At 64.9% G+C, this 14,292-nt stretch carries 13 protein-coding genes and 3 pseudogenes; 10 read left to right on the plus strand and 6 right to left on the minus strand.

The window, feature by feature from the left end; genetic code table 11:
• Positions 1-689 (plus strand): sensor histidine kinase (locus tag ACP7BY_RS19405; protein WP_426288286.1); only part of this gene is annotated, 689 nt, incomplete at its 5' end.
• Complete coding sequence (locus ACP7BY_RS19410) at positions 689-1,060, plus strand: response regulator (RefSeq protein WP_018250464.1); 372 nt, start codon at positions 689-691, stop codon at positions 1,058-1,060. The genes ACP7BY_RS19405 and ACP7BY_RS19410, both read left to right, overlap by 1 nt.
• A gap of 126 nt (positions 1,061-1,186) precedes the next feature.
• Here the strand turns inward: ACP7BY_RS19410 and ACP7BY_RS19415 are convergent.
• From ACP7BY_RS19415 to ACP7BY_RS19430, 4 genes and pseudogenes are all read right to left on the minus strand, one after another.
• Positions 1,187-1,852: pseudogene (locus tag ACP7BY_RS19415) on the minus strand (IS3 family transposase); the annotation flags it as partial.
• A gap of 204 nt (positions 1,853-2,056) precedes the next feature.
• The gene (locus ACP7BY_RS19420; protein ID WP_020493465.1) at positions 2,057-3,085 is read right to left on the minus strand and encodes an IS110 family transposase; all 1,029 of its coding nucleotides are present in this window, start codon (positions 3,083-3,085) and stop codon (positions 2,057-2,059) included.
• Positions 3,086-3,152: 67 nt separating this feature from the next.
• Positions 3,153-3,311 (minus strand): annotated as a pseudogene (locus ACP7BY_RS19425) (IS3 family transposase); the annotation flags it as partial.
• Between the two features lie 120 nt (positions 3,312-3,431).
• Positions 3,432-3,557: pseudogene (locus ACP7BY_RS19430) on the minus strand (hydroxyisourate hydrolase); the annotation flags it as partial.
• A 248-nt stretch (positions 3,558-3,805) separates the two neighbouring features.
• Between ACP7BY_RS19430 and ACP7BY_RS19435 the strand changes: the two are divergent.
• The 4 genes from ACP7BY_RS19435 to ACP7BY_RS19450 are packed head-to-tail and all read left to right on the plus strand — an operon-like array spanning position 3,806 to position 6,658.
• Positions 3,806-4,768, plus strand: a complete 963-nt coding sequence (locus tag ACP7BY_RS19435) for a glycosyltransferase (RefSeq protein WP_206378455.1) — start codon at positions 3,806-3,808, stop codon at positions 4,766-4,768.
• On the plus strand, positions 4,765-5,751 hold the full coding sequence (locus ACP7BY_RS19440) for an acyl-CoA dehydrogenase (RefSeq protein WP_170170547.1): 987 nt from the start codon (positions 4,765-4,767) through the stop codon (positions 5,749-5,751). Before ACP7BY_RS19435 ends, ACP7BY_RS19440 begins: the two co-directional genes overlap by 4 nt.
• Positions 5,748-6,401, plus strand: a complete 654-nt coding sequence (locus ACP7BY_RS19445) for a PIG-L deacetylase family protein (protein ID WP_084401577.1) — start codon at positions 5,748-5,750, stop codon at positions 6,399-6,401. Before ACP7BY_RS19440 ends, ACP7BY_RS19445 begins: the two co-directional genes overlap by 4 nt.
• On the plus strand, positions 6,398-6,658 hold the full coding sequence (locus ACP7BY_RS19450; RefSeq protein ID WP_426288287.1) for a hypothetical protein: 261 nt from the start codon (positions 6,398-6,400) through the stop codon (positions 6,656-6,658). Before ACP7BY_RS19445 ends, ACP7BY_RS19450 begins: the two co-directional genes overlap by 4 nt.
• Here ACP7BY_RS19450 and ACP7BY_RS19455 read toward each other — a convergent pair.
• Together ACP7BY_RS19455 and ACP7BY_RS19460 are read right to left on the minus strand one after the other, a co-directional pair.
• Positions 6,642-7,406 carry an IS6 family transposase gene (locus ACP7BY_RS19455; protein ID WP_026109285.1) on the minus strand — a complete coding sequence of 255 codons (765 nt, stop codon included), beginning with the start codon at positions 7,404-7,406 and terminating at the stop codon, positions 6,642-6,644. The genes ACP7BY_RS19450 and ACP7BY_RS19455 overlap by 17 nt on opposite strands.
• Before the next feature lie 44 nt (positions 7,407-7,450).
• Positions 7,451-7,702 (minus strand): FMN-binding negative transcriptional regulator, encoded by a 252-nt coding sequence (locus ACP7BY_RS19460; protein ID WP_033967265.1) that lies wholly within the window; start codon positions 7,700-7,702, stop codon positions 7,451-7,453.
• Between the two features lie 212 nt (positions 7,703-7,914).
• Between ACP7BY_RS19460 and ACP7BY_RS19465 the strand changes: the two genes are divergently transcribed.
• From ACP7BY_RS19465 to ACP7BY_RS19480, 4 genes are all read left to right on the plus strand, one after another.
• A complete protein-coding gene (locus ACP7BY_RS19465) occupies positions 7,915-9,315 on the plus strand; it encodes a P1 family peptidase (protein WP_033967264.1) in 1,401 nt (466 codons plus the stop codon).
• Positions 9,316-9,437: 122 nt separating this feature from the next.
• Positions 9,438-11,579 carry a TonB-dependent receptor gene (locus ACP7BY_RS19470; protein WP_426288289.1) on the plus strand — a complete coding sequence of 714 codons (2,142 nt, stop codon included), beginning with the start codon at positions 9,438-9,440 and terminating at the stop codon, positions 11,577-11,579.
• 63 nt (positions 11,580-11,642) lie between these two features.
• Positions 11,643-13,076: a peptide MFS transporter gene (locus tag ACP7BY_RS19475; RefSeq protein ID WP_081988852.1), complete on the plus strand. Its 1,434-nt coding sequence runs from the start codon at positions 11,643-11,645 to the stop codon at positions 13,074-13,076.
• Complete coding sequence (locus tag ACP7BY_RS19480; protein ID WP_052192550.1) at positions 13,015-14,073, plus strand: LysR substrate-binding domain-containing protein; 1,059 nt, start codon at positions 13,015-13,017, stop codon at positions 14,071-14,073. Before ACP7BY_RS19475 ends, ACP7BY_RS19480 begins: the two co-directional genes overlap by 62 nt.
• Positions 14,074-14,292: the final 219 nt, after the last annotated feature.

The following is a 14,292-nucleotide window of genomic DNA, read 5'->3' on the forward strand; positions in this document are numbered from 1 at the left end:
AGCGCACCGCCCACAGGATCACATCACCCTGGAAATGGCGCCACTTGAAATCCGTCATCGTTCCGTCCGTCCAATCTCCGCCAAGCATGCTCAAGCTTCACGATTTTTGCAACAGAGCCAAAAACGTCTTGTCCATCATCCAGTCGATTGCCAACCAGACGCTGCGTGATGCGGTGACACTGGAGGATGCCTCTGCTGCCTTCTCATCACGTCTGGCATCCTTGGGCCGGGCGACGGATGTGCTGACCGCGACATCGTGGGAAGCGTCGGACCTTGATACGGTCTTGGAAGCCGGCTTGGCGGCCGTTGCCGATAAGCGGGACCGGATCGCGATCAATGGCCCCGCGGTGCGTCTCAATCCGCAGTCGGCACTCGCCCTCACGCTCGCAATCCACGAGCTGGTCACCAACGCGCTGAAATACGGTGCCCTGAGCAACCATACCGGCACCGTGACGTTGACGTGGGAGGTGAGTGGATATGACGCAAACCCAGAGTTCACCTTGCTATGGCAGGAGCGCGACGGTCCGACCGTCTCGCCCCCCACACGCAGGGGCTTTGGAACGCGGCTAATCGAACGTTCGCTGCGATCGTACTTCAGGGGCGAGACGGTGTTGAGCTACCCGCCTGAAGGTGTCGAATTTCGGATCAAAGCGCCGTTAGTCGGTGCAGGCGAATTGGTAACCGCGTAATGGGTCAGGCAATTCCGCCACGGGCAATCCTCATCGTTGAAGATGAGGTGTTTATACGTCACGATCTGATGGATTTTTTCAGCGACCGTGGTTTTATTGCGTTTGAAGCTGAGGACGGCGACGAAGCGATCAAGATCATAGCCGATCATCCCGAGATTGGAATTGTCCTGACAGACATCCAGATGAAGGGATCGATGGATGGTCTGCGACTTGCACGCTACGTTCGTGATAGGTACCCGCCAATGCTGATCGCGGTTGTCTCCGGTAACGTCCGTCCTTCACAAGCTGACCTGCCGGAACACTCTTTCTTCGTCGCCAAACCTTTTGACCCTCGATACGTGCTGTCAGAGATTGATCGGCTTAGTTCCTGATTTCCGCAGGCGAGGGGTACCTGGGAGAACGCTCCTATCCCGGAATACCATCGTTTGAGGGAAAGGGGGTGACCGCCGAGGAGTGGTGATTATGAGCAGCCCCCACCGGGTGGTCCGGGTTGATAGTTAGTGCATTGTCGTCTCCGCCGCCATTGCCGGTCGGAGGTGGAGCGAAGCGGAACCGGAGGCCGGCAATGGCGGTGTCGCCGCTTCCGGGGCGGGTGGTCGATAGCCGAGGCTGCTGTGCGGTCGGACAGTGTTGTAGTGACGCCGCCACGCCTCGATCAGCACCCTGGCTTCAGCGAGGGTGTAGAAGATCTCGCCGTTCAGCAGCTCATCCCGCAGCGAGCCGTTGAAGCTCTCGTTGTAGCCGTTCTCCCATGGCGAGCCCGGGGCGATGTAGAGCGTCTTCACGCCGATCTGCCTGAGCCAGGTCTGGACGGCGGCGGCGATGAACTCGCTGCCATTGTCCGACCTGATATGCGCGGGCGGACCACGCTCGATGAACAACTCGGCCAGCGCTGCCAGTACGTCTTCGTGTTTGAGCTGGCGCGCGACGACGAGTGCCAGGCACTCCCTGCTCGCCTCGTCGATAATGGTAAGGATGCGGAACTTGCGTCCGTCATGGGTGCGTTCCTCGACGAAGTCGTAAGCCCAGACATGCCCCGGATACTCCGGCCGCAACCGGATGCACGAGCCATCGTTCAGCCATAACCGGCCGCGTTTCGGCTGGCGCTGCGGCACCTTCAGCCCCTCGCGTCGCCAGATCCGTTCCACCCGTTTATCGTCTAATCGGTCAAGCCGTTTGCCAAGGTGCTCGTAGTCGATCTTCTTTTGCGCATCGTTGTCGTCTTCGAGGTCAGGACGGGTCCAGCCTCAGCATGGCGCCAGATCGCCGGCCTCTCGATGTGGTTCCCGTGTTCCAGATGGTCACGAAGCGGGTCACGAGATGGCCGTGGCCGCACCCTGGCGGGGCGGCAGCTCGGAAAGCAGATATCAGGCCATGGCAGTCACCTTTGGGTCAAAGCCTCGCCCGTCGATCCACATCCGGTGGAGGATCACCGCCAGCTTGCGGGCCAGCGCAACGCGCGCCTTCCAGAAGCCCGATCTCCGGCCGATGGCGGCAGCCCAGTCCTTCAGCGCCGACGCCTGCGAGGTCCGCGACAGCATGACATTGGCCGCTTCGAACAGCAGCTTGCGGGTGAGACGATCTCCGCACTTGGAGATGCGGCCGTTGATGTCGACCTCGCCCGACTGGTAGCGACGCGGAGTGAGACCGAGATAGGCGCCGACATCCTGCGAGCGTCGGAACCGGTGAGGATCCTCGATGGTGGTCATAAAGCTGACGGCCGTCAGCGGTCCGACGCCGGGCATCGTCATCATCAAGCGGCAGGCGCCGCTTTGCCGGGCAACCCGGGCGAGCTGCTTGGCAATGGCAAGCTGTTGCTCCCGCAATGTGCTCAGCATCGCCAGTAGGCTCTCGAACAGTGCGGCGACCACCGGATCGTCCGGCAGCGTTGCCCGGACCTGACGTTCGAAGGTGCCACCCTTCCCGGGTCCGACCAGAATGCCGAAAGTCTTCGCCAGGCCGCGTATCTTGTTGATGAGCGCGGTGCTCATGCCGACCAGCTGGTCTCGCGTGATCAGGAGCGCACGCAACCGGTGCGTATCCATCGAGCGAACAGCGACCGGCCGGTACCAGCCCGAGCGGACCAGCCGTGCCAACCCAAACGCGTCGTTGCGGTCCGTCTTGTTCATCTGCAGCTTCAGCGCTGCCGCAGCATGCCTGGCATGAAGACACACCACCGGCAGCTCTCGCTCGGTCAATGCGTGCCACAACCACACGGTCATCGGGCCCGTCTCGATACCGATCCTCACGGCTCCTGCGGCCCTCCGCGCCAGCACGGCCGCAATAGCGTCCGGGTCCGTTCGCGACTTACCGTCCCATATGCGATCGCCCGTTTCGTCCACGACGCAGATCGCGGTCTCCTTCATCGACACATCTAGGCCAACATAGCAGGTCATCTTCCGTCCTCCTCTTCAGGGGACGACAGGCTATCCCAACGAGCACCGCTCCTGATTACGCCATGTGGTTCACCGACCAACCCGCCGCATGCAGCAGCGCCGTCACCCGGCGATAGCCGTAGCGCCCGTACTGCCTGGCAAGGGCGATGATATCCTCGGTCAGCGCCTCTTCGTCATCTGCCCCGAACGGCACCTTGCGCTGCGTCGACCGGTGCTGACCCAGCATGATCTCAACCTCACGTAGCTTCCCGATAATCTCCTCGGGCTTGTGCTTCTTCGCAGGCATTCGTCGTCCCTTCCTTGGTCCAGACTGTAATAGTCGATGGACCACTCAGAAGGGGGCAGCTCAGACCGGCACATGGTAGTGCGCGGCAGGGTCGGTGACGCGGAACACGGGATCGATCTCGGGGAAGAATGGCACCGCCTTCGCATCCGGGTAGCCTGCCATGTCGAACAGCAGCTTGTAGGTGCGCGGCGCGAACTTCGACGGCTACCTACCCGACGCCGATATCTCGGTTGAAACCGGGCAAACCTATAGTCCTGCATGACGATCTGGCATCTTGCATCACCGCGAGCAGCTATCGAAACCGGCGTTTATCACCTACAGTCCTGCAAGACAGGGTCGCCGGTCCTGCGAAACCGATGGTGGGGGTGCCGTTGCGACCTGTGTCAGCTGCGATCTGTGTTCCGGTCCGCAACGAGGAGACTGCGTTACCGAAGTTGCTGGAGGCGATCGAGCGACTGGACCTGGGCGACGTCGAGGCTGCCGTGTTCTTCCTCCTTGATAATTGCTCGGATGCGAGCGAGCAGGTAATACTCGAGCATGCTGGTCGCATGGCCCTTCCGTTCACGGTGGCTCAGGGAGACCCGTCCCCTGATGCCAATGCCGGTCGTGCACGCCGGGCCGCCATCGCCCTCGGCCTGCATCATGCGGCGAGCACGCCCCACGGTATTCTCCTGACGACCGACGCCGACAGCCAGCCCCGTGCCGATTGGGTCAGGGCGGCACTGCAGGGCCTGGCCTCGGCCGACCTTGTCGCCGGGCGAATCGTCCGGATCGCAGCGGAGCGGGATCCGGTGCAGGGGAGGGTCGAGCGCTACCTCGATCGGCTTCACGCCTACCGACGATCGGTCGACCCCGTTCCGTGGGACAGTCCGACCGGCTCCCACTGCTCGGGAGGCGCCAACATGGCCTTCCGACCCGGAGCCTATCAGGCGCTGGGTGGCTTCCAGCCGGTGCCATGCGGCGAGGACGCCGCCCTGCTCGACGATGCCGGGCGCGCCGGGTTTCGCGTGCGCCGCGATCCCGGCATGGTGGTTGCGACCTCCTCACGGCGGCTCGGCCGGGCGCCGGGCGGCATGGCGGCTGCGCTCAGTGCCATCGACCATCACGGGGCACCCTCAATGCCGCATCCCCGAGGGGCGGCATGGCAATACCGACAGCAGGCGGAGGCGCGCCGCATTTGGGCCGGGCTCCCCGATTCCTTTGTCGCAGCTCGCTTCGGCGACCGTATCGGATTGACCGGTGACCATGTGATCGGCGTCGCGCGCGACTGCCCCAACGCAGAGGCGTTCGCCATGCGTGTCGTGCCGGCGCTGCCCGATATACCCGACGTCACCCTCGCCGAGGCCGAGCATGCCCTGGCAACGCTCGAGCACCAGCTTTGCGAGCAGGCGGTATGACGACGACCAAAGCTCTGCGCCATGCGATCGTCGCGGCAGGGTGGGTGACCGACCCCGCCGGCGATCCGACGACGCCCGAGGCATATCTGGACCTGCTCCGCCCTCTTTACGCTGCGGGACGCCGGGATCTCCCCATCGGGCGCCTGCTGGAGGGGCATGTCGATGCGGTGCAAATCGTGTTTCGATACGGCACGTCGTCCCAGGTCGCTGCGTTGCGGGCGCGGATCGCTGCGGGAGCGATGCTGGGTGTGTGGAATGCGGGCCTGCCGGGTGAGTCGCTGGTGCTTACCGGCGGACGGCTGACCGGCGGCAAGGGCTATGCATCGGGGGCGGGGATACTGACTCACGCGCTGGTAACCGCGGATAGCGAACGCGGGCCGCAGCTGCTCCTGCTCGACCTGGATGCCGATCCGCCTGCCATCGATCGGGAGTGGTGGCAGACGATCGGCATGCAGCGCTCGGAGACACATCTGGTGCGCTGGTCCGGCTCTGTGATCCGTGAAGACGGCCGTATCGGCGAGCCCGGCAGCTATGCGCGGGAGCCGTTCTTCAGCGGAGGCGCGCTGCGCTTCGCCGCGGTTCATGCCGGGGGCATCGCCGGCCTGCTCGATGCAGTGCGTGACCACCTGACCACCCACGAGCGCGCTTCCGATCCGTTCCAGGCATCGCGCCTCGCCGACCTGTTCCTGCTTGCCCAGGGTGCAGCGGCGAGCATCCGCGACACGGCGGGCGCCTGGTTCAGCGGGACGGATGCGGAACGCCTCGCCCGGGTGTCCGCTGCGCGGCTATCGATCGCCGGTTTTGCCGAGCGCGCCCTGACGATCGCGCAGGAGGCGGTGGGGCTGCAGGGGTTGTTCCTGTCGCATCCGCTCGCGGCAAAGATCGCCGATCTCATGGTGTACCTGCGCCAGCCTGCGCCCGATGCGCATCGCCTTCGCGTCGGCCAGGCTGTCGCCGAGCACATCCTCGACCCCATCCTGTGAGGATCGCGCTGCGAAACGTGCGTGTCGCGCTGGTGATCGCCCCGCACCCGGATGACGAGGTCATCGGCGCGGCCGGCCTCATTGCGCGGCTTCGCCGCCATGGAGCTCGGGTCCGGGTTGCGGTCGTGACCGATGGTGCCGCATCTCACCGGGGCAGCCGAAAATGGCCGAGGACGCGACTGGTCGCGGCTCGCCAGCGTGAGAGCCTTCATGCGCTACGTCGTCTCGGCATCGTTGCTGGCGACGTCTCGTTCCTCAATTTGCCCGATGGCCAGTTGCCCTCGATCCCGGGGCGCTGTTATCGCGCGCTGCGCCGCCAGGTCGCACGATGCCGGGATCTCGATCTCATCGTCGGACCGGCCTGCGATGACGACCATCCCGATCACCGCGCCGTAGCCGCGGCCGTAGCCGGATGCCCGGGTGGCGCCAGTCGGCTGACCTACCGCGTGTGGCCGCCTCGCCCGGACAGGTCCGGACCGGCATGGCGCATCGCTGTGCCCGGGGGAGTTTCGGTGAAACGGTCCCTGATCCGCGTCTACCGGACGCAGCTCGGCGCCGTTTCCGATGACCCAGCAGGCTTCACGATCGCGAGACACGAGCTTGCGGCCTTTGCTCGTCCGGTCGAGCGCTACCGGCCGGGTTCGAAGTGACGAGCCCGATCGATCTTGCCGGGTTCGCCGCCAAGTTCGCCGGCGACGACGATCCCTGGCGCACCTTCACCGCCCGTGACGAGGCGGTGAAGCGTGCCGCGATCCTGCACGCGATAGGTCACCGACCGGTCGGACGGGTGCTGGAGCTGGCCAGCGGCAACGGATCCAACAGTGCCGCGATCGCGAGGGCTCTGTTGCAAACATTCGGGACCGCCGAGCGGCACCGCGCCTTTGTTGGGATCAGGCCGCTTTGTTGAAATGCTGATTGAGCATGGCCATGGCCTCGGTCATGGCCGAGGGGCCAATGCCAAATGATCTTTCGATCAGACGCACCTCTCCCCTGATCCCTGGCTGCAGGCACCATGCCCGGGCCTGCCCTTTGCGCAGGGCGCGCATCACCTCGAAGCCCTTGATCGTGGCGTAGGCTGTCGGCATCGATTTGAAACCACGCACGGGCTTGATCAGCATCTTGAGCTTGCCGTGGTCGGCCTCGAGCACGTTGTTCAGGTATTTCACCTGCCGGTGTTCGGTTTCTGGGGCGAGCTTTCCTTCTCGTTTCAACTCGGCGATTGCGGCGCCGTAGCTTGGCGCCTTGTCGGTGTTGAGTTTCGTCGGCTTTTCCCAGTCCTTCAGACCGCGAAGGGTTTTGCCAAGAAAGCGCTTCGCAGCTTTGGCGCCGCGGGTCGGCGACAGGTAGAAATCAATCGTGTCGCCCCGTTTGTCGACCGCCCGGTAGAGGTAGGTCCATTTGCCCCGCACCTTCACGTAAGTCTCATCGAGACGCCAGCTCGGATCAAAGCCGCGCCGCCAGAACCAGCGCAACCGCTTCTCCATCTCCGGCGCGTAGCGCTGCACCCAGCGATAGATGGTCGTGTGATCGACATCGATGCCACGTTCCGCCAGCATTTCCTCGAGATCACGGTAGCTGATACCGTACCGGCAGTACCAGCGGACCGCCCATAGGATGACTTCTCCGGTAAAATGCCGCCCTTTGAAATCGTCCATCACAACCGACCTTACCAAGACAAGGCCCAACGTTGGCAACCGCATCAGAGTTTGCAACAGAGCCCCCGGTCGCCCGTCCGCATCGCCTGGGCATGGCTGCCCCGCCGCGCGAGGTGACCGATGAGCGTGGCCCGATCGCTCCGCTCGAACAGCATCGGCGTGGTCGTCGCATGAAGCTCGGGCGAAAGCAGCGTGGCGAACGGATAGTCGTCCACGATCCGCTCCGGCTCGAGTGCGGCATAGGCATCGGGGCGGTATAGGGTGGGCGCTGCCGGCGCTGGGGTATCGGCCATCATGTCCTCGATCGGTCCGGAGCGCAGAAGCCTAGCATCCGCGGGGGCGTCCAAAAGTGCCAATATCGCTGCCGCTGGTGTTCGGGTTGCACCAGCTTTGCCGTCCGGGTGCATGGTGCGGCCGGCGCACCAGCGAGAACATTTTTTGCATATGTGGCACCGCGATTTCTGACGCATACTGCCGGGTCGGAGATCAACGGAAAGGGTCGAAACATATGAAGCATCGCACCGGCGTCGCCGCCCTTGTCACTTGCCTGCTGATGGGTGCCTCGGCCGGATCGGCCCAAACGGCGGCGCCCAGCCCGCCGGATTCACAGGCGGACCTCGTTCCGGTGCTCAATGGCGGCGGCAGCGAGTTGCGCTTCGATTGGCCCGCGCTCAAGATCGGCAGCGCCTCCTATCGTGAGGGCCCCACCGGGGTGACGGTCTTCAGCTTCGACAAGAAGGTGCTGGCGGCGGTGGACGTGCGCGGCGGGGCGCCGGCCACCATCAATACCGACCTCGTCCGCCTCGGATATTCGAGCTACGACATCGACACCGTCGTGTTCGCGGGCGGCGCGGCCTATGGGCTCGAAGCGACGACCGCCGTCGCGACCGCGCTCAAGGACGATGGCCGCAATACCGGGCGATGGGATTCGATCGCGGTGGCGGTCGGGGCGGTCATCTTCGATTATGGCGATCGCCGACTGAACGAGATATACCCCGACAAGAAGCTCGCCCAGGCGGCCTATCGCGCTCGGATCCCGGGCGTGTTCCGCAATGGCGCCGCCGGAGCCGGGAGCATGACCCGCACCGGCGATTTCTTCGGCTGCAAGGCGCATTCGGGCCAGGGCGGCGCGTTCAAGCAGATCGGCGCGCTCAAGATCGCCGTCTTCTCGGTGGTCAACGCCTATGGGCTGGTGACCGATCGGGAAGGCCGCCCCGCCGCCTGTTACCGTGATCCGAGCTGGCCCAAGGATGTTCGCGTCGACGATCTGCTGCGCAACCTTCCCGACAGCCGCAAGGCCGGCTGGGGCGCCGAGAGCGGCAGGATGCGCAACACCACGGTCACGCTGGTCGCAATCAACCAGAAGATGGAGCCGGCCGAACTCCAGCGGCTGGCGATCCAGGTCCATACCGCGATGGGGCGCAGTATCCAGCCTTTCGCCACGGCATCGGACGGCGATACGCTCTATGCCATCACCACCGGCGAAATCGATGCGCCCGATCCGAGCACGCCGGGCGCGCTCAACGGCGTCGAGATCGGCTCGATCGCCAGCGAACTGGCCTGGGACGCGGTGCTCGCATCTGTGCCGCCGCAGCCGGCCTTGCCGGTGATGTCGCCGCAGCCGGCGGTGCCCGCCAGAACGCTGGCATCCTATGCAGGCAAGTATCGCTTCTCGAATTTCGTGACGGTGAACATCACCGCGCAGGACGGCAAGCTGTTCGGCCAGGCGGTCGGGCGCAACGCTTTCAACGTGCCGATGGACAAGCCGGTCGAGCTGCTTCCCTATGATGGCGGCCGGTTCGCCGTGCCGGGGCGCTACCCGATGGTCCTCGACTTTGCGACGAAGGGCAAGCTGGTGATCAACCCCGGGGAGTGGGCGCAGACCGGCATCAAACAGGCCGGACGCTGATCGCGCGACGCCGCCGTCCGCCATGGTGCGTCCCGCGCACCACGGCGGACCCTCTACGCGCCTTTTCACCTTCCGGAGCGCGCAACAGTCTCCGTACTGCAACAGAGCTTGGGGGATTTGCGATGAGACTGAACAATCTGGGTCGCCGCCTTTGTACCGTGTCCAGCCTTGCGTTGGCGATCGCCGCGGCCCCGGCCTTCGCCCAGGAGGCGAATAGCCAGGCTTCTGCAACGGATGCCGGCCGGAGCAATATCGACAATGAAATCGTGGTCACCGCGCAGAAGCGCAAGCAGCGGCTGATCGACGTGCCGGTCGCGATCAACACGATGAGCGGAGACGCCATCGCCGATCGCGGGATCACCGATCTGCAGCAATTCTCCTATGCCGTGCCCGGGCTGGTCCTGCGCTATGAAGGCCCCGGTTCGAGCCAGGTGTTCCTGCGCGGCGCGGCGAACATCCGCGGCTCCGACGCGATGGTCGCGACCTATATGGACGAAGTGCCGGTGACGCTGACCGGCGGGTTCCGCCAGGTCGATCTGCGCATGCTCGATATCGACCGTATCGAAGTGCTGAAGGGGCCTCAGGGCACGCTCTACGGCCAGGGCGCGATGACGGGCACCGTGCGCTTCGTCACCAAGAACCCGGATCTCACGGAGATTCATGGCTTCGCCAGGGCGGATTATTCGCTGATCGACCAGGGCAGCGACAATCTGCGCCTGTCGGGCGCGTTGAGCCTGCCCGTCGTTACCGACGTGCTTGCCATCCGCGTCGCCGGCAACCTCGAGGACGGTGGCGGTTGGATCGACCAGCCAGGGACCGGGATCAAGGACGGCAACAACCAGAACATCCGCAATTTCCGCGGCAAGATCCTGTTCAAGCCGAGCAGCGACTTCGACCTGACCGGGACGATCGGCCTGTATCGGATGAGCAGTCGTTTCGGTCTGGACTATGAGAATCCGGATCGCACCCGCCCGGTGCCCGTGAGCCCCGACTATGATCTCCTCCCCAGCCGCAAGGACCGGGCCTGGATCTACAATCTCACCGCCAACTATCACTTCGATTTCGCCACGCTCACCAGTTCGAGCAGCTATGTCCGGCTCAACCGCGACTATTACAGCACCTATATAGCCGGGCCTGGCACTCCCTATACGGTGCAGAACGAGGGCTTTGACGGCATCCACGACCGCGCCCGCCAGTTCACCCAGGAACTGCGGTTGACCTCGGCGGGAAGCGGTCCGCTGCAATATACGGTCGGCGTCTATTACCGCGACGCCCGCTCGGACCTCTACGACACCGGCATCTCCTATTATGCCGGCGGCACCTATCCGTTCGTCTATGAGGATCTCGACACCTCCAAGTCCTGGTCGGGCTTCGCCGACCTGTCCTACCGGCTCACGCAGCGGCTGACGCTGGGCGCCGGCGTCCGCACCTTCAGCGACGACGTGACCCAGTGGAACGGCGGCACCACGACCCAGAAGGCGAACTTCAAGTCGACCGACCCGCGCGTCTATTTCACCTACGCCCTCGGCCCGAAATGGAACCTGTACGGCAACGTCTCGCGTGGCTTCCGCTCGGGCGGTTTCAACACGGCGGGGCTACCGCCCTACAGGCCGGAGAAGCTGACCAATTACGAGCTGGGCACCAAGGGCGTGACCGCGGGCGGCGCGCTGCAATTCGACATCGACGCCTTCTATTCCAAATATGACGACGCCCTGCGAACCGGGCAGTTCTTCAACTTCGACGGGGGCGGCGGATACGTCTCGCTCACCCGCAATATCGGCGACTTGGAGATATACGGTCTGGAGGCTAGCGCGACCTGGGCGGTGACGCCGAACTTCCATCTCAGCGGCATGGCCGCGCTGACGCACAGCGAAGTGACCAAGCTGGCGATCCAGAGCGGCGAATCCACCAATGTCGAAGTCGGCGACCCCGGCGACTACGCCCCGGAGGTCACGTTCAGCGTTGCGGCCGACTATGATGTCGCCCTCGCATCGAACATCGCCGGCTTCGCCCATGCCGATTTCAGCTACCGGGACAAGACCTGCGCCTCGGACAGCTCGGTTCTGGTCCCGCGCATTCAGTGTTCGGACACCGTACCGCTCCTCAACGCCCGCATCGGCGCGACTTTCTCCCGGGTGAAGGTGGAGCTCTATGCCACCAACCTCACCAATGAGAACCGGCAGGTCGATCCGTACCAGGCGTGGCAGCAATCCTCGCGGACGAAGCCGCGAACGGTCGGCATCGCCTTGTCACACGACTTCTGAGGTTCTTTTCTGTCAGGCCCGCCTCCACTCCGGGGCGGGCCTTTTCTCTGTCGGAGCATCCGGATGGCCCCAGCATTTGAAACTGCCGAGACGGGGGCCGCGCTGCCCGTTGCCGGCACCGACCTGTTCGGCCATCCGCGCGGCCTAACCTATATCGCCGCCACCGAAATGTGGGAGCGCTTTTCCTTCTACGGCATGCAGGCGCTGCTCATGCTCTACATGACCGGGCATCTGCTCCAGCCCGGCGTCGTCGAACATGTCTGGGGTTTTGCTGGGCTGCGCGCCGGGCTGGAGGCGGTGACCGGCCCGCTCACGAGCCAGGCGCTCGCCGCGCAGCTGTTCGGCATCTATGTCGCGCTGGTCTATTTCGGCCCGATCGTCGGCGGGCTGATCGGCGACCGGGTGACCGGACGGACCCGCGCCGTGCTGCTGGGCGGCGGATTGCTCGCCTGCGGGCACTTCCTGATGGCGATCGAACAGGCTTTCCTGCCGGCGCTCGGCGCGATCATCGCCGGGGCGGGGCTGCTCAAGGGCAATCTCGCCGCGCAGGTCGGGGCGCTCTATGCCGAAGGCGACCGGCGGCACGATGACGGCTACACGCTCTACGTCACTTCGGTGGCGGTCGGCGCCTTCCTCGCGCCGCTGGTGTGCGGCACGCTGGGCGAGCTCTATGGCTGGCACTATGGCTTCACGGCCGCCGGCTTCGGCATGCTGTTGGGCATCGCCATCTATCTTCGCGGAATGCGCTATCTCCGCGAGCCGGCCGGCGATCGCGGCGGCGTGGCCACGGTGCCGCTCACCGCGGACGAATGGCGCACCGTGCTGGCGCTTTCGGTGCTGATCCTCATCACCGCGAGTTTCTGGACGGTTCAATCGCAGATTTGGAACACCTATCCGGTCTGGGTGCGCGATCATGTCGATCTTGGGATCGGCTTCGGCTTGCACGTACCGGTCACCTGGTTCCAGTCGCTCGATGCCGTCACGGTTCTGGTGCTGGCACCCGTGCTGATGCGCTATTGGCGTGTCCGCGCCAGGCGGGGTGGAGAGCCCGGCGAACTCGCCAAGCTGGCGCTTGGCTGCTCGATCTTCGGTTTGGGCTGCGTGCTGCTCAGCCTCGGGCAGTGGAGCGCAGGCGCGGGCAGGGTGGCGATCGTCTGGCCCGTCCTGTTCCATTTCGTGATCGGGCTGGGCTACCTGCTCTACGCGCCGGTGGCGCTCGCACTGGTCGCCCGGGTGGCGCCGGTGCAGGTCCGTTCGATGATGGTCGGCGGCTATTATATCGGCCTGTTCATCGCCGGGATATTCGCGGGATGGCTGGGCCGCTTCTACGAGCCCTTGCAACCGCCCGCCTTCTGGTTGTTACATGCCGGCATAGGCGTTGGTGGCACGATCTGTATCGGGCTGCTGTATCGCCCCTTCAGCCGGCGGTTCGGCGATGCCCATCCCGAAGCGGCGGCCCGTGCCGTTGCGGGAGCCGCTCGACTTGGAAACGCCTGACGAAGATCGCCCTGTCGCCGCCTATAATCCGCCTTCGCGCAAGACGATTCCGCCGTTCGAAGCGTTGCGTGCCTTCGATGCGGTGGCCCGGCTTGGCGGCGTCCGCCAGGCGGCGCGCAGCCTCGGGCGCGATCATGCGGTGATCAGCCGCCACTTGAAGACGCTCGAGCAATGGACCGGAGCCCGGCTGATCGAGCGAACGGCGCGCGGCGTGGCGCTGACCAAGGACGCGCGGCGCTATCACCGCGAGATCGCCGCCGCGATGGACGCAATCGCCGCTTCCACCATCGATCTGATGCGGCGCGGCTATCACAATCACCTCTACGTTTCCTGCGCGCCGGGCTTCGCGCTGCACTGGATGTCCCGGCGGGTGGGGCTGTTCGAGAAGCTGCACCCCGATGTCGAGATCGAGCTGCGCTCGCTCGACCGCAACATCTCGGTGGCCCCCTATGAATCGGATATCGAGATCCGCTTCGTCCCGGCCTACCGTACCAGCATGAAGGTCCCCGCGGGGGTGCATTGCGAGGAAGTGGCGAGCGTCGCGGTCGTCGCCGTCGCCAGCCCGGCCTATCTCGCCGATGCTGCACCGATCCGGACCCCCGGCGACCTGATCGGCCAGCGGCTGCTGCACGAGCATGATTTCGATGGCTGGGCGCATTGGCTGGCGGTGCACGGCGTCTATGACGATCTCGACCTGACCGGGCCGCGGCTGTCGCAGGGCCACCTGACCCTTGATGCCGCGCTGCACGGACGCGGGGTTGCGCTGGTCAACGGGCTGGTCGGACAGGCCTTTCTCGATTCGGGCGAGCTGGTCGAGATCGGGCGAGGCGAACCGGCGTTCCAGCCCTATAGTTTCGGCAAATATTATGTACTGGTCGGTGCCGACCGGAAGGATACCCCGCTGGTGCGCCGCTACCTGCGCTGGTTTACCGCCGAACTCGCGCGCGACGTGGCGAAGCCGCACGTCGCGGGTCGCGTCCTCCTTGCCGGCAAATAGCCGATCGCAAAGGATATTTCCGATCGGCGCGGGGCTGGTGCGCGAGGCGCAACACCCCTCCCATCCTTGGCACCTTAGCTGGCGCGCCGTGGCGGATTAGCTCTTTGGCCGAACAACAAAAGGGTTAGGGGGCTTGGTTGAACGTCTCTGATGCACCGGCTGCAGAGCCGCTGGGCCTGACGTCGGGGTTCGCCGGTTCGAGCGGCTATGCGGACCGCA

This window comes from Sphingomonas sp. PSPC2-2, from assembly GCF_049897725.1.
Classification (GTDB): domain Bacteria; phylum Pseudomonadota; class Alphaproteobacteria; order Sphingomonadales; family Sphingomonadaceae; genus Sphingomonas.

Excerpts from the sequence above, each read along its gene's own strand:
- ACP7BY_RS19410 (WP_018250464.1), top strand. The coding sequence starts at position 689 with ATGGGTCAGGCAATTCCGCCACGGGCAATCCTCATCGTTGAAGATGAG.
- ACP7BY_RS19420 (WP_020493465.1), bottom strand. The coding sequence starts at position 3,085 with ATGACCTGCTATGTTGGCCTAGATGTGTCGATGAAGGAGACCGCGATC.
- ACP7BY_RS19460 (WP_033967265.1), bottom strand. The coding sequence starts at position 7,702 with ATGATGGCCGATACCCCAGCGCCGGCAGCGCCCACCCTATACCGCCCC.
- ACP7BY_RS19475 (WP_081988852.1), top strand. The coding sequence starts at position 11,643 with ATGGCCCCAGCATTTGAAACTGCCGAGACGGGGGCCGCGCTGCCCGTT.
- ACP7BY_RS19440 (WP_170170547.1), top strand. The coding sequence starts at position 4,765 with ATGACGACGACCAAAGCTCTGCGCCATGCGATCGTCGCGGCAGGGTGG.
- ACP7BY_RS19465 (WP_033967264.1), top strand. The coding sequence starts at position 7,915 with ATGAAGCATCGCACCGGCGTCGCCGCCCTTGTCACTTGCCTGCTGATG.
- ACP7BY_RS19455 (WP_026109285.1), bottom strand. The coding sequence starts at position 7,406 with ATGGACGATTTCAAAGGGCGGCATTTTACCGGAGAAGTCATCCTATGG.
- ACP7BY_RS19470 (WP_426288289.1), top strand. The coding sequence starts at position 9,438 with ATGAGACTGAACAATCTGGGTCGCCGCCTTTGTACCGTGTCCAGCCTT.
- ACP7BY_RS19480 (WP_052192550.1), top strand. The coding sequence starts at position 13,015 with ATGCCCATCCCGAAGCGGCGGCCCGTGCCGTTGCGGGAGCCGCTCGAC.